Origin of the sequence: Nocardioides guangzhouensis, from assembly GCF_004519545.1 — a bacterium.
Lineage (GTDB): Bacteria > Actinomycetota > Actinomycetes > Propionibacteriales > Nocardioidaceae > Nocardioides > Nocardioides guangzhouensis.
Genome location: NZ_SDKM01000011.1, coordinates 88,068 through 102,598, shown reverse-complemented (window position 1 = coordinate 102,598; position 14,531 = coordinate 88,068). Strand labels below are relative to the sequence as shown.

Here is a 14,531-nt window from a genome sequence, read left to right as displayed (position 1 = left end):
CCCGCCGCTGGTTGAGGAGGTCGCGCAGCGACCGTCTCCAGACCAAAGGCGCCATTTCGCACGGCTCGGCACGCGATTCGGGGCACCTCGGCGCGCAATTCGGGGCACCTCGGCACGCAATTCGGGGCACCTCGGCGCGCAATTCGGGGCACCTCGGCGGGGTCAGTCCTTGCTGCGGTTCGCGATCCGGAGCGTGGTGAGCGCGACCATGCGGGAGACCACGAGCGCGAGGTACAGCATCCCGGCTATCTGCTCGAGCATCACCGCGGACCTGGCGTGCGGGGTGATCGGGACGATGTCGGAGAGGCCGGTGCTCGACAGCGTGGTGATCGACAGGAACAGCAGCTCCACCCAGGTGCGGGGATCCCCGGCGTTCTGTGCCGCGGTGAACGAGTCCGGCCACACGATCTGGACGGCCACGTAGACGTAGGCGAAGCCCCACGCCACGACCGTGAACGTCGACCCGGTCGCCCAGAGCTCGTCGCGGCTGGCGTGGTCGTCGTCGAACATGTACCGGATCAGGGCGTACGCCGTGTAGAAGTAGAACGCCGCGTGGAAGACCGCCGAGGTGAGCACGACCCCGTCGTTGTCCGGCACCATCGACTCCAGCAGGGTGAGGCCGACGACGGGCAGACCCAGCAGCAGCGACACCCAGGTGAGCGCCGGGGTCATCCGGACCGCCGCGACCGCCAGCCCGAGCACGAGGATGCCGAAGATCCCGACGACGGCACGCCCGAACCCCTCCTCACCGAGGAACGGGAAGATGACGATCCCCGCGAGCTGCACGAACAGCAGCACCGCCGACGGGGTGTCGCGCGCGGCGGCGTACCACTTCCTCACGGACGCCACGCTAGCCCGCCGCGAGTGCACCGACTGGTCACGAACCGCCAGCTCCTGCCGGGATCACGCGTTGGCGACGAGCCCCAGCTCGGCCGGCGAGGCCATCCGCTCGTTGCGCGGCAGGATCCGCACGGTGTAGCCGAACGGGCCGGTGCGCCCGAGCGTGACCGCACCCTCGTAGCGGTGCCGGCCGCCGTCGTAGGACTCGACCGGGGTGAGCGAGGTCGTGGCGACGTCGACCAGGTCGTCGTCGTTGGCGACGGTCCCGAACACCAGCTGGACGTCGACGTCGGCCGGCGCGAGGCCGCCCAGCGACACGAACGCACGCACCGACACCTCGTCGCCGACCTCCGGGGAGGCGCTGACGCCGTGCGACTCGACGTGCTCGACGTGGACGCCGTCCCAGCCGCGGCGGACCGCCTGCTTCCATTGCGCGAACGCGCGGGCGCCCTCGTGCGAGCCGTTGAGGCTGCGCGAGGACAGGGCGGCCGGGCGGTAGAGCTGCTCGACGTAGTCGCGGACCATCCGGGTGGCCAGCACCTTGGGCCCGAGCGACTTCAGCGTGTGCCGGACCATCTCGATCCAGCGGGTCGGCACGTTGCCGGCGTCGACGTCATAGAAGCGCGGGGCGACCTCGTTCTCGATCAGGTCGTAGAGCGCGTGCGCCTCGATGTCGTCGCGGTGGTCGGGGTCGTCGACGACGTCGGCGGACGGGATCGCCCAGCCGTTGTTGCCGTCGTACCACTCGTCCCACCAGCCGTCGAGGATCGACAGGTTGAGGCCGCCGTTGAGCGCCGCCTTCATGCCGGAGGTGCCGCAGGCCTCGTAGGGACGCAGCGGGTTGTTCAGCCAGACGTCGCAGCCGGGGTAGAGCGGCTGCGCCATCGCGATGTCGTAGTTCGGCAGGAACACGATCCGGTGCCGGACCTCGGGGTCGTCGGCGAAGCGAACCATCTCCTGGATGAGCTTCTTGCCGCCGTCGTCAGCCGGGTGCGACTTGCCCGCGATCACCAGCTGCACCGGGCGCTCGGGGTCGAGCAGCAGGCGCTTGAGGCGCTCGGGGTCGCGCAGCATCAGCGTGAGCCGCTTGTACGACGGCACACGGCGTGCGAAGCCGATGGTCAGCACGTCGGGGTCGAGGGCGGAGTCGATCCAGCCCAGCTCGGCCGGGGCGGCGCCGCGCTGGAGCCACGACTCCCGCAGCCGGCGGCGGGCGTCCTCGACGAGGCGCTGGCGCAGCACCCGCTTGGTCGACCAGATGTCGGCCGAGGGCACCTTGTCGACGACCTCCCAGAGGGCGGGGTCGTTGGACTCGACGTCGGCGCCGGAGCTGGTGGCCAGGTCGAAGACCTCGCGGGCCACCCAGGTGGGAGCGTGCACGCCGTTGGTGATCGAGGAGATCGGGACGTCGGTCTCGTCGAAGTCGGCCCAGAGCCCGTTGAACATGCCGCGGGAGACGTGGCCGTGCAGTACCGAGACGCCGTTGGCGCGCTGGGCGAGGCGGAAGCCCATCACGGCCATGTTGAAGACGGAGGGGTCGCCGCCCTCGAAGCCCTCGGCGCCGAGCGCGAGCACCCGGTCGGCGGGGACGCCCGGCACCGGGCTGTTGCCGCCGAAGTACTGCTCGACGAGGTCGCGCGGGAAGCGGTCGATGCCGGCCGGGACCGGGGTGTGCGTGGTGAAGACGGTGCCGCCGCGGGAGACCTCGAGCGCGGTGTCGAAGTCGAGGCGCGGGCCGGCCCCGTCGACGGTCAGCTCGCGGATCCGCTCGAGGCCGAGGAAACCCGCGTGGCCCTCGTTGGTGTGGAAGACCTCGGGGTCCGGGGCGCCGGTGATCCGGGAGAAGGCGCGCAGGGCACGGACGCCGCCGACGCCGAGCAGCAGCTCCTGGAGGAGGCGGTGCTCGGTGGTGCCGCCGTACAGCCGGTCGGTCACGTCGCGGAGCTGGCCGCGGTTGGTCTCGACGTCGGAGTCGAGCAGCAGCAGCGGCACCCGGCCGACCTGGGCCACCCAGATGCGGGCGTCGAGGGTGTCCTCGCCCGGCACCGGGATCGAGATGCCGGCGGCGCTGCCGTCGGCCTCGCGCAGCAGCGAGAGCGGGAGCCCGTCGGGGTCGAGCACCGGGTAGGTCTCCTGCTGCCAGCCCTCGCGGGAGAGCGACTGGCGGAAGTAGCCCTGGCGGTAGAGCAGGCCCACGCCGACGATGGGGACGCCGAGGTCGGAGGCGGTCTTGAGGTGGTCGCCGGCGAGGATGCCGAGGCCGCCGGAGTACTGCGGGAGCACGGCGGTGATGCCGAACTCGGGCGAGAAGTAGGCGATGGAGGTGGGCAGGTCGGCGCCCTTGGCGGCCTTCTGCTGGTACCACCGGTCACCGGTGAGGTAGCCGTCGAGGTCGGCCTTGGCCAGCTCGACCATCTTGAGGAACTTGCGGTCGCCCGCCAGCTCGGTCAGCCGGTCGCGGCCGACGGCACCGAGGAGTCGCACCGGGTCGTTGTGGGTGGACTCCCACAGCTCCTGGTCCATGGCCCGGAAGACGTCCTGCGTCTCGGGGTGCCAGGACCAGCGCAGGTTGACCGCGAGGTCGGCCAGCGCGGCCAGCGGCTCGGGCAGGACGGGACGGACGGTGAATCGACGGATCGCTCGCACCAGAAGACGGTAGCCCAAAGGCTCTGGATCGATCCAATAGCCGTCTCGACAGGCCGCTGACCTGCGGCTTCGCAGACCCTCACGTAACCCGCGACCGCGCTCCCCCGTTGTTCGGCGCATGACGATCCTCGTTCCGCGGCGCAGCCGGCTCGGCCTTGCCGCTGCCGCCCTCGTGGCCGCCTCCCTGGTCACGGGCCTCGCCCAGCTCCCCGCTGTCGGCGAGACCTCGCCGTCGGCCGCCCCGGCCACGCCCGAGCTGCTCACGCTCGGGGACTCCCCGGCCGGCCTGACCGACCTCGACACCCGCGGTACCGCGCTCCCGACGGCCGCGCAGGAGCGGGCCGCGTCCCGGCTCGCGGCGACGGTCCGGTGGAACGCGTTCGGCACCCCGGCCTCGATCCTGCCGGCCGGTGGCAGCCTCGGTGCGGCCTCGTCGTCCGACGCCGCCACCGCGGCCCGGTCGTGGCTGCGGGCGCACCGGTCCCTGCTCGGCCTGACCGCGGGCCAGGTGGACGGCCTCGAGCTGGTCAACGCCCAGAGGCTCGCCCGGAGCAGCGCCCGGGCGGTGCTGTTCCGCCAGCGGTTCGGCGACCTCTCCCCCGCGATCGGGTCGATGGTGACGGTCGGCGTCGCCGACGGGCAGATCGCCTACGTCTCCTCGTCCCTGACCCGGACCACCGGCACGCCCGCTGCGCCGGGGCTCGGTCCCGTCCGCGCCTGGCTGGCCGCCGCCGCGAACGTCGGCCGGGACGGCATCGACACCGGGACGCTGGGCACGGTCACGAAGGGCGGCTGGACCCGGCTGACGGTGCCGGGCTTCGCCCAGGAGCAGCAGGTGCGGCTGCGCGCCCTGGCCCTGGCCGACGGGTCGGTGCGTCCGGTGTTCGAGGCCAACGTGGTCGACGTGCAGAAGGGTGCCGCCCTGGCCTACACCTCGATGGTGGACGCCGTGACCGGCAAGGTGCTCGTCCGGCAGGACAAGGTCGACCACTCCAGCGACCTCGCACCGTTCCAGGGCGAGGTGACCGCCGACGCGTGCGGCCCGCAGCACGCCTTCGAGCTCACCGACGCGAAGACGCAGCAGATCGCGGTGGCCGCCACCGCGGTCAACCCGGCCAACGACATCGTGGTCAAGCTGTTCGGCCCGGGCGGCGCGCTGCTGGCCAGCGGCGACCTCGGCACCAGCCCGGAGACGTTGACCTACGCCCCGGGCGGCACCCTGCCGCAGGGCGTCTACCACGCCCAGGTCTGCCCGTTCGAGGACCCGACGGCACCGTTCCTGCCCCCGGGCGCCTACACCGGCGTCGTCACCTCCGGCGACAGCAGCGCCGCGGCGCCGTCCGTGCCGCTCCCCCGCTGGCGCTACTTCCCGAGCAACCCCGCCCTCGACTGGTCGGCCGACCACGCGCCCAGGAACACCGTGGTCGGCTGCTGGGAGCCCGCGGCCGGCTGCACCCCCGGGCACCGGCTGGCCAACCCCTACAGCTCGCCCTGGGACCACGACCACCTGACCGGGCTGCCGACCTTCACCACCCGCGGCAACAACGCCAGCGACCGGGAAGCCTGGCTGAGCCCGCTCACGCCCGGCGGCCTCGCGCAGGCCCCGTTCTCCCCGACCCGGGAGTACACCACCGCGTTCACCGACGCTTGGAACAACTCCCGCTGCAACCCCGCGGAGCTGGTGCCCGGCGGCAACGACATCGACTTCGCGGCCACCAACCTGTTCGTCGCACACAACCGCATGCACGACTACAGCTACGGCCTCGGCTTCACCGAGCAGAACTACAACCTGCAGCAGGACAACCTCGGCCGGAACCCCGACCCGACGCGGCAGGACGACCCCGAGGTCGGCAACGTCCAGGCAGGCGCGCTCAGCGGGGGCACGCCGTCGTACCTCGGCCGGGACAACGCCAACCAGATCGCGCTCCAGGACGGGATCCCCGGCATCACCAACCAGTACCTCTTCCAGCCGATCGCGGGCGCGTTCTACTCCCCCTGCGCGGACGGCTCGCTCGACATGAGCATCGTCGGGCACGAGTACACCCACGCGATCTCCAACCGCATGATCGGCGGCCCGGACGAGGGGATCACCTCCGAGCAGGGCGGCGCGATGGGCGAGTCGTGGGGTGACCTGGTCGCCGCGGAGTACCTCTTCAGCCACGGCTACTCCACCGGCGCCAACCCCTGGGCGGTGGGCCCCTACGCCACCGGGAACAAGAGCGTGGGCATCCGCGACTACGCGATCAACGCCAACCCGCTCAACTACTCCAACTACGGGTTCGACTCGACCGGCGACGAGGTGCACGCGGACGGCGAGATCTGGAACGGCACCATGTGGTCGGTCCGGCAGGCGCTCGTCAAGCGCTACGACGCCCGCTTCCCGTACGCCGACAAGGAGCTGCAGGAGGCGTGCGCGGAGGGCCTCGGCGCCCGCCGTACGCCGCGGGCGCCGCAGGTCTGCCCCGGCAACCGGCGCTGGGTGCAGCTGGTGTTCGACGCCTTCCTGCTGCAGCAGGGCGCCACGTCGATGCTCGACGCCCGCGACGCGATGCTGGCCGCGGACCGGATGCGCTTCGGCGGCCGCGACGTGAAGGCGATGTGGGACGCGTTCGCGAAGCGCGGGATGGGCAAGGGCGCCGCCACGCCCAACGCCGACTCTGGTGACACCACGCCGAGCTTCGCCTCGCCGCGGTCCCACAACGCGCGGGTCACCCTGGCCACCCCCGGCCGCCTGTACGTCGGTCGTTACGAGGCCCGCTCCACCCCGGTCGCCGACACCCTGTCGACCACGAAGCTGGGCAGCACCTTCTCGCTGGTCCCGGGCAGGCACCAGCTGCTGCACCAGTCCACCGGCCGCGGCTTCAGCCGGTTCACGGTCACCGTGAAGCCGGGCCAGAAGCGCACCATCCGGCTCGCCGGGGCCAGGAACCTGGCCGCGAAGGCGAACGGCGCCAGGGTCCTCTCCTCCAGCGCCGGGTCGCTCAACGCGGCCTCGCTGATCGACGGCACCGAGTCCACGAACTGGGCCGGCGTCAACGACGGCACCAACGTCGACCAGGCCGGGCAGCACCCGTACGTCGTGGTGGACCTCGCCGGCGGGACCCGCACGGTCCGCCGGGTCCAGGTCAGCGCGATGCTGCGTCCGGCACCGGCCGAGGCGACCGACCTCCCGCTCGCGGCGGACCCCGACTCCGGTTCACGGTTCACCGCGCTGCGTCGCTTCGCGCTGGAGGCGTGCACCAGCGCCTGCGGCTCGGCCGGCGCCACGTGGAAGCGGTTCTACACCTCGTCCACGGCCGCCTTCCCCGCCGTACGACCGCGGCCGGTGGCGCCGAACCTCCTCCTGCGGTCGTTCGACGTGCCCGACACGCGGGCCGCGGCGATCCGGTTCGTGGCGCTGGAGAACCAGTGCACCGGCTACTCCGGCTACGCCGGCGAGCAGGACGACGACCCGACGAACGCCACCGACTGCAGGACCGCGTCCGACCGCGGCCAGTCGGTGCGCGCCGCCGAGCTGCAGGTCTACTGACCTGCCACGGACCCGCCACCCGGGAGCAGGACCAGGGCCGGACCGGCCGGGGTGCTCATCCTCGCTGGTCCGGCCTTGCGGCGCACCCTCACCTGACCCCTAGGGTGGAGCGCATGGTCGGACGCATACCCGTCATGGATGTCTCCCCCGTCGTCGACCGTGGCCGGCTACCTGCCAAGGCGACCGTGGGCGAGCCGTTCCCGGTCCGCGCCCGCGTGTTCCGCGAGGGCCACGACAAGCTCGGGGCCGAGGTGGTGCTGATCGACCCCCGGGGCAAGCGCCGGCACCCGGTCCGGATGGTCAAGCACGACACGGTGCCCGACCTCCACGAGGCGTGGGTGACGCCGGACACCGACGGCGCGTGGTCGTTCGAGATCCAGGCCTGGTCCGACCCGCTCGCCACCTGGGAGCACGCGGCCGGCATCAAGATCCCGGCCGACATCGACACCGAGCTCATGTTCGCCGAGGGGCACCTGCTGCTGCAGCGGGTCCGCAAGGGGCTCAAGAAGGGCTCGGTCGACGCCAAGGTGGTGGCCGGCGCGATCGACGCGACGCAGGACACCTCCCGTCCGGTCGCCGCCCGGCTCGCGGTCCTCCAGGCCGACGACCTCGCTGACGTCCTCGCGCGCCACCCGCTGCGCGACCTGCTCACGGTCGAGGGGCCCTTCCCGGCGTACGCCGACCGCGAGCGCGCGCTCTACGGCAGCTGGTACGAGTTCTTCCCGCGCTCCGAGGGGGCCACGAAGGACCCGAAGACCGGCAAGGTCACCAGCGGCACCCTGCGCACCGCGGCGAAGCGGCTGCCGGCAGTGGCGGCGATGGGCTTCGACGTGATCTACCTGCCGCCGATCCACCCGATCGGCCGGCTGAACCGCAAAGGCCCCAACAACACGCTGACCCCCGGCCCCGACGACACCGGGTCGCCGTGGGCGATCGGTGCCAAGGAGGGCGGCCACGACGCGATCCACCCCGACCTCGGCACGATGAAGGACTTCGACCACTTCGTCGCCGCCGCGACCAAGGCCGGCCTCGAGGTGGCGCTCGACTTCGCGCTGCAGGCGGCGCCCGACCACCCCTGGGTGAAGAAGCACCCGGAGTGGTTCACCACCCGCGCCGACGGGTCGATCGCCTACGCGGAGAACCCGCCGAAGAAGTACCAGGACATCTACCCGATCAACTTCGACAACGACCCCGAGGGCATCTACGCCGAGGCGCTGCGCGTGGTGCGGCTCTGGATGGCGCACGGGGTCCGGATCTTCCGCGTCGACAACCCGCACACCAAGCCGCTGGCCTTCTGGGAGTGGCTGCTCGGCCAGGTCCGCGCGACCGACCCGGACGTCATCTTCCTGTCCGAGGCGTTCACCCGGCCGCCGATGATGCACGGGCTCGGGTCGATCGGCTACCACCAGAGCTACACCTACTTCACCTGGCGCAACTCCAAGCAGGAGTTGGAGGACTACCTCAGCGAGGTGTCGCGGGAGTCCGACCACCTGATGCGGCCGAACTTCTTCGTCAACACCCCCGACATCCTCCACGCCTACCTGCAGTACGGCGGCCCGGCGGCCTTCAAGATCCGGGCAGCCATCGCCGCGACCGGCAGCCCGAGCTGGGGCGTCTACGCCGGCTACGAGCTGTTCGAGCACGTGGCGGTGAAGCCCGGCTCCGAGGAGTACCTCGACTCGGAGAAGTTCCAGATCCGGGTCCGCGACTGGGAGGCCGCGGAGAAGGAGGGCCGCACGCTCGCGCCGTACCTCACGAGGCTGAACGAGATCCGCCGGGCCCACCCGGCGCTCCAGCTGCTGCGCAACCTCACCGTGCACCGCAGCGACGACGACGCGGTGCTGGTCTTCAGCAAGCACCGGGAGCTGCCCGACGGGCAGCTCGACACCGTGATCGTGGTCGTCAACGTCGACCCGCACGGCACCCGCGAGACCATGGTCCACCTCGACATGCCGGCGCTCGGCCTCGACTGGAACGACTCGTTCCTGGTCCACGACGAGATCACCGGCGAGACCTGGAGCTGGACCGAGCACGACTACGTCCGCCTCGACCCCTACGTCGAGCCCGCCCACATCCTCACGATCAGGAGGCCCCGTTGACCGCGACCGAGCCGAGCCGGACCGCCGTGTCCGCCGACGCACAGGCCGAGGGCAGGGAGGGCCTTCCCGAGATGCACGACAGAGGTGCGGTGGAGACACCGGACTGGTTCAAGACCGCGGTGTTCTACGAGGTCCTGGTCCGCTCGTTCCGCGACTCGAACGGCGACGGCACCGGTGACTTCGCCGGGCTGACCGAGAAGCTGGACTACCTCCAGTGGCTCGGCATCGACTGCCTCTGGGTGCCGCCGTTCTTCCCGTCCCCGCTGCGCGACGGCGGGTACGACGTCTCCGACTACACCGGCGTGCTGCCCGAGATCGGGACCATCGAGGACTTCCACAAGTTCCTCGACGCGGCGCACGAGCGCGGCATCCGGGTGATCATCGACTTCGTCATGAACCACACCTCGGACCAGCACCCGTGGTTCCAGGCCTCGCGGGAGGACCCGGACGGCCCGTACGGCGACTTCTACGTCTGGTCCGACAGCGACGAGCTCTACCAGGACGCACGGATCATCTTCGTCGACACCGAGCCGTCCAACTGGACCTGGGACCCGGTCCGCCAGCAGTACTTCTGGCACCGGTTCTTCAGCCACCAGCCCGACCTCAACTTCGACAACCCCAAGGTCCACGACGCGATGCTCGAGGCGCTCGCGTTCTGGCTGGACATGGGCCTCGACGGCTTCCGGCTCGATGCCGTCCCCTACCTCTACGAGCGGCCGGGCACCAACGGAGAGAACCTCCCGGAGACACACGAGTTCCTCCGGAAGGTGCGCAGGTTCGTCGACGACAACTACCCGGGCCGGGTGCTGCTGGCCGAGGCCAACCAGTGGCCCTCCGACGTCGTCGACTACTTCGGCGGCACCCGCGACCCCGAGACCGGGGAGTACGGCGGCCACGGGGACGAGTGCCACATGTGCTTCCACTTCCCGGTGATGCCGCGCATCTTCATGGCGGTGCGCCGCGAGTCGCGCTACCCCATCTCCGAGATCCTCGAGCAGACCCCGGCCATCCCGGACAACTGCCAGTGGGGCATCTTCCTCCGCAACCACGACGAGCTGACGCTCGAGATGGTGACCGACGAGGACCGCGACTACATGTGGGACGAGTACGCCAAGGACCCGCGGATGAAGGCCAACATCGGCATCCGCCGCCGGCTCGCCCCGCTGCTCGAGAACGACATCAACCAGATGGAGCTGTTCACCGCGCTGCTGCTGTCGATGCCCGGGTCGCCGGTCCTCTACTACGGCGACGAGATCGGGATGGGCGACAACATCTGGCTGGGCGACCGCGACGGCGTCCGCACGCCGATGCAGTGGACGCCCGACCGCAACGCCGGCTTCTCCGTGGCCACCCCCGGCAAGCTGCACCTGCCTGCCATCCAGGACCCGGTCTTCGGGTACCAGTCGGTCAACGTCGAGGCCCAGCTGGAGAACTCCTCCTCGCTGCTGCACTGGACCCGCCGCATGATCCACGCCCGCCGCCAGCACCCGGCGTTCGGCCTCGGCACGTTCACCGACCTCGGCGGCTCGAACCCGAGCGTGCTGTCCTACGCCCGAGAGCACGACGACGACATCATCGTCTGCGTCAACAACCTCTCCCGGTTCCCGCAGCCGGTCGAGCTCGACCTCCGGCGCTGGGAGGGCTGGTACCCGGTCGAGCTCCTCGGCGGCGTCCCGTTCCCCACCATCGGTGAGCTGCCGTACCTGCTCACCCTGGGTGGCCACAGCTTCTACTGGTTCCGCCTGACCCGACGGGAGGACCCCGCTCCGTGACCCAGCCCGAGAGCACCACCCCGACCACGGACCCGACCACGAGCCCGCGCACGACCGACGGGCCCGGGTCCCACCCCGCGCTCCCCCATCTCGAGCGCTTCCTGGGCACCGCCCGGTGGTTCGGCGGCAAGGGCCGCGACCTCCGGGCGGCCGGCGTACGCCGGGTCGGCCGGCTGCCGGCCGGCCCCGACGAGCCGCGGGTGGCGATCGACCTGCTCGAGGTGGCCTACGCGGACGGCGACACCGAGCTCTACCAGCTCCCGCTGCTGTTCTGCACGGAACCGCAGGACCGGCTGGCGCACGCGCTGGTGGGCGAGTGGGACGACCCCGACTTCGGCCCGTCGCTGGTGTACGACGCGGTGCACGACCGCGACGCCATGGCGCTGTGGCTGGCGGCCTTCGACAAGGAGGGCCACCACGAGGGCGACCACAGCCACGCCCTGTTCTTCCACCGGCTCGAGGGCCACGAGATCGACACGACCACCCACTCGACGCTGTTCAGCGGCGAGCAGTCCAACTCCTCGGTGGCTTTCGGGGAGGACTGCCTGATGAAGGTGTTCCGCAAGGTCACCCCGGGCGTGAACCCCGACATCCAGATCCACGAGGTGCTCACCCGCGCCGGCTCCGACCACGTGGCCGCCCTCTACGGCTGGCTGGACACCTACGACACGGCGACCGACACGGTCATCCAGCTCGCGATGCTCCAGCAGTTCCTGCGCACCGGCACCGACGGCTGGGACCTGGCCCAGGTCAGCGCCCGCAACCTGTTCGCCGAGGCCGACCTGCACCCGCACGAGGTGGGCGGCGACTTCGCCGCGGAGGCCGCCCGGCTCGGCGTCGCCCTGGCCGAGACCCACCAGGTCCTGGCCGAGCACTTCCCCACCGAGGTGCGCACGCCCGAGCAGCTCGGCGAGCTCGCCGACGCGATGCACCGGCGGCTCGACGAGGCCCTGACGGCCGTCCCCGCTCTCGAGGCGTACGCCGGGGGGCTCCGCGGCGGGTTCGAGGCGGTGCGCGCGCTGGGCGGCGACCCGATCCAGCGCATCCACGGCGACCTGCACCTCGGCCAGACCCTGCGCACGGTCCGCGGCTGGAAGCTGGTGGACTTCGAGGGCGAGCCGGCCAAGCCCCTGGCCGAGCGGATGCTGCCCGACTCGGTGTGGCGGGACGTGGCCGGCATGCTCCGTTCGTTCGACTACGCCGCCGCGGCGGTCGACCGGGCGATGACCGAGAGCGACGCGGACGGGGTCGAGCAGCGGGCCTACCGCGCCCGGGAGTGGACCAAGCGCAACAGCGACGCGCTGCTCGAGGCCTACACCGGCGGACGTGCGTTGTCCGCCGACGAACGGGTACTCCTGACCGCGTACGAGGCCGACAAGGCCATCTACGAATGCGTCTACGAGGTGCGCAACCGCCCGAGCTGGCTGGGGATCCCGCTCGGGGCGGTGGAGAGGCTGGCGTCATGACGGTGTCCCACGACGAGCTCGCCCTGCTGGCTGCAGGCGGGCACGGCAACCCCCACGGCGTGCTCGGAGCGCACCCGCACGAGGGCGGGGTGACGATCCGGGTGCTCCGGCCGCTGGCGACCGCGGTCGAGATCCGGCACGGCGACGACGTCACGCCCCTGCACCACGAGCACGAGGGCATCTGGGTCGGCGAGCTGCCCGGCACGGAGGTGCCCGACTACCGGGTCACGGTCACCTACGACGCCGGGCCGTGGACCTACGACGACCCCTACCGCTACCTGCCGACGCTGGGCGAGGTGGACATCCACCTGATCAACGAGGGCCGGCACGAGAAGCTCTGGGACGTCCTCGGCGCGCACGTGCACTCCTGGGAGAGCGGCGTCACCGGTACCTCGTTCGCGGTGTGGGCGCCGAGCGCCCGCGGCGTCCGCGTGGTCGGCGACTTCAACTCCTGGGACGGCCGGATCCACCCGATGCGACAGCTCGGCACCTCGGGCGTCTGGGAGCTGTTCGTGCCCGACGTCGGCAAGGGCACCCGCTACAAGTTCTCGCTGCTCGGCGCCGACGGCGTCTGGCGGGAGAAGGCCGACCCCCTCGCCTTCGCCACGGAGGTGCCCCCGGCCACGTCGTCGGTGGTGACGGAGTCGGCGTACGAGTGGGGCGACGCGGAGTGGCTCGAGCGACGCGCGTCGACGGACGTGCACGACAACCCGATGTCGGTCTACGAGGTGCACCTCGGCTCGTGGCGACGCGGGCTCGACTACGAGCAGATCGCCGAGCAGCTGGTCGGCCACGTCGAGCACCTCGGGTTCACGCACGTCGAGCTCCTGCCGGTCATGGAGCACCCGTACGGCGGCTCGTGGGGCTACCAGGTCACGTCGTACTTCGCCCCGACTGCGCGCTTCGGCGAGCCCGACGGCCTCCGCCACCTGATCGACAAGCTGCACCAGGCCGGGATCGGCGTGATCCTCGACTGGGTGCCGGCGCACTTCCCGAAGGACGACTTCGCGCTGGCCCGCTTCGACGGCACCGCGCTCTACGAGGACCCGAACCCCTCGCGCGGCGAGCACCCCGACTGGGGCACCTACGTCTTCAACTTCGGTCGCCGTGAGGTCCGCAACTTCCTGGTGGCCAGCGCGCTCTACTGGCTGGAGGAGTTCCACGCCGACGCGCTCCGCGTCGACGCCGTGGCCTCGATGCTCTACCTCGACTACTCCCGCGAGCCGGGCCAGTGGACGCCGAACGTGCACGGCGGCCGGGAGAACCTCGAGGCGGTGCAGTTCCTCCAGGAGATGAACACCGTCTGCCGGCTCCGGGTGCCCGGCACCTGCGTGATCGCCGAGGAGTCGACCGCCTGGCCGGGGGTCACCACGCCCACGTCGGACGGCGGCCTCGGCTTCGACTTCAAGTGGAACATGGGCTGGATGCACGACTCGCTCGGCTACGTCGAGAACGACCCGGTGCACCGCTCCTACCACCACCAGCAGATGACCTTCTCGATGGCCTACGCCTACTCCGAGAAGTACGTCCTCCCGCTCTCCCACGACGAGGTGGTGCACGGCAAGGGGTCCCTGCTGCGCAAGATGCCGGGCGACCGGTGGCAGCAGCTGGCGAACCTCCGTGCCTACCTCGCCTTCATGTGGGCGCACCCGGGCAAGCAGCTGCTGTTCATGGGCGCGGAGTTCGGCCAGGAGGCGGAGTGGGCCGAGGCCCGCGAGCTCGACTGGTGGCTGCTCGACCACCCCGAGCACCTCGGCGTGCAGAAGCTGGTGCACGACCTCAACCGGATCTACCGCGGCACGCCCGCGCTCTACGCCCGCGACCACGACCCCGACGGGTTCCAGTGGATCGACGGCGGCGACGCCGGCCGCAACCTCTTCTCGTTCGTGCGCCGCGCCCCGGGCGAGCCCGACCTGGTCTGCGTGGCGAACTTCGCCGGCAACCCGCACCACGGCGTCCGCCTCGGGCTCCCGACCGCCGGCCGGTGGGAGGAGGTCCTCAACACCGACGCCGAGGGCTACACCGGCTCGGGGGTCGGCAACCTCGGCTCGATCGAGGCGATCGAGGGCGAGTGGAGCGGACAACCCGCGCACGCCGACATCACCGTGCCGCCCCTGGCGACGGTGTGGTTCCGGCCGACCGGGAGCTGACGCCCCCGGATGGCCGGGGCGAATCCGCT

Annotated in this window: 7 protein-coding genes; 5 read left to right on the top strand and 2 right to left on the bottom strand. The window is 71.4% G+C overall.

The features are described 5' to 3' along the window. Positions 1-162: 162 nt before the first annotated feature. Both EKO23_RS09330 and glgP read right to left on the bottom strand, forming a co-directional pair. Positions 163-840 (bottom strand): ion channel, encoded by a 678-nt coding sequence (locus tag EKO23_RS09330; protein ID WP_134716507.1) that lies wholly within the window; start codon positions 838-840, stop codon positions 163-165. 63 nt (positions 841-903) lie between these two features. Next, the gene (gene glgP, locus EKO23_RS09325) at positions 904-3,486 is read right to left on the bottom strand and encodes an alpha-glucan family phosphorylase (protein WP_134716505.1); all 2,583 of its coding nucleotides are present in this window, start codon (positions 3,484-3,486) and stop codon (positions 904-906) included. A gap of 118 nt (positions 3,487-3,604) precedes the next feature. Between glgP and EKO23_RS09320 the strand changes: the two genes are divergently transcribed. The 5 genes from EKO23_RS09320 (at position 3,605) to glgB (ending at position 14,502) form a co-directional block, all read left to right on the top strand. Continuing rightward, positions 3,605-7,015 carry a M36 family metallopeptidase gene (locus EKO23_RS09320; protein WP_134716502.1) on the top strand — a complete coding sequence of 1,137 codons (3,411 nt, stop codon included), beginning with the start codon at positions 3,605-3,607 and terminating at the stop codon, positions 7,013-7,015. Positions 7,016-7,128: 113 nt separating this feature from the next. Then, positions 7,129-9,114 (top strand): alpha-1,4-glucan--maltose-1-phosphate maltosyltransferase, encoded by a 1,986-nt coding sequence (locus EKO23_RS09315; RefSeq protein WP_134716500.1) that lies wholly within the window; start codon positions 7,129-7,131, stop codon positions 9,112-9,114. A 71-nt stretch (positions 9,115-9,185) separates the two neighbouring features. Then, complete coding sequence (gene treS / locus EKO23_RS09310) at positions 9,186-10,886, top strand: maltose alpha-D-glucosyltransferase (protein WP_134716593.1); 1,701 nt, start codon at positions 9,186-9,188, stop codon at positions 10,884-10,886. Next, positions 10,883-12,352 carry a maltokinase N-terminal cap-like domain-containing protein gene (locus EKO23_RS09305; RefSeq protein ID WP_167880396.1) on the top strand — a complete coding sequence of 490 codons (1,470 nt, stop codon included), beginning with the start codon at positions 10,883-10,885 and terminating at the stop codon, positions 12,350-12,352. The genes treS and EKO23_RS09305 overlap by 4 nt, the downstream gene beginning before the upstream one ends. Then, a complete protein-coding gene (glgB, locus tag EKO23_RS09300; protein WP_246050987.1) occupies positions 12,349-14,502 on the top strand; it encodes a 1,4-alpha-glucan branching protein GlgB in 2,154 nt (717 codons plus the stop codon). The genes EKO23_RS09305 and glgB overlap by 4 nt, the downstream gene beginning before the upstream one ends. Positions 14,503-14,531: the final 29 nt, after the last annotated feature.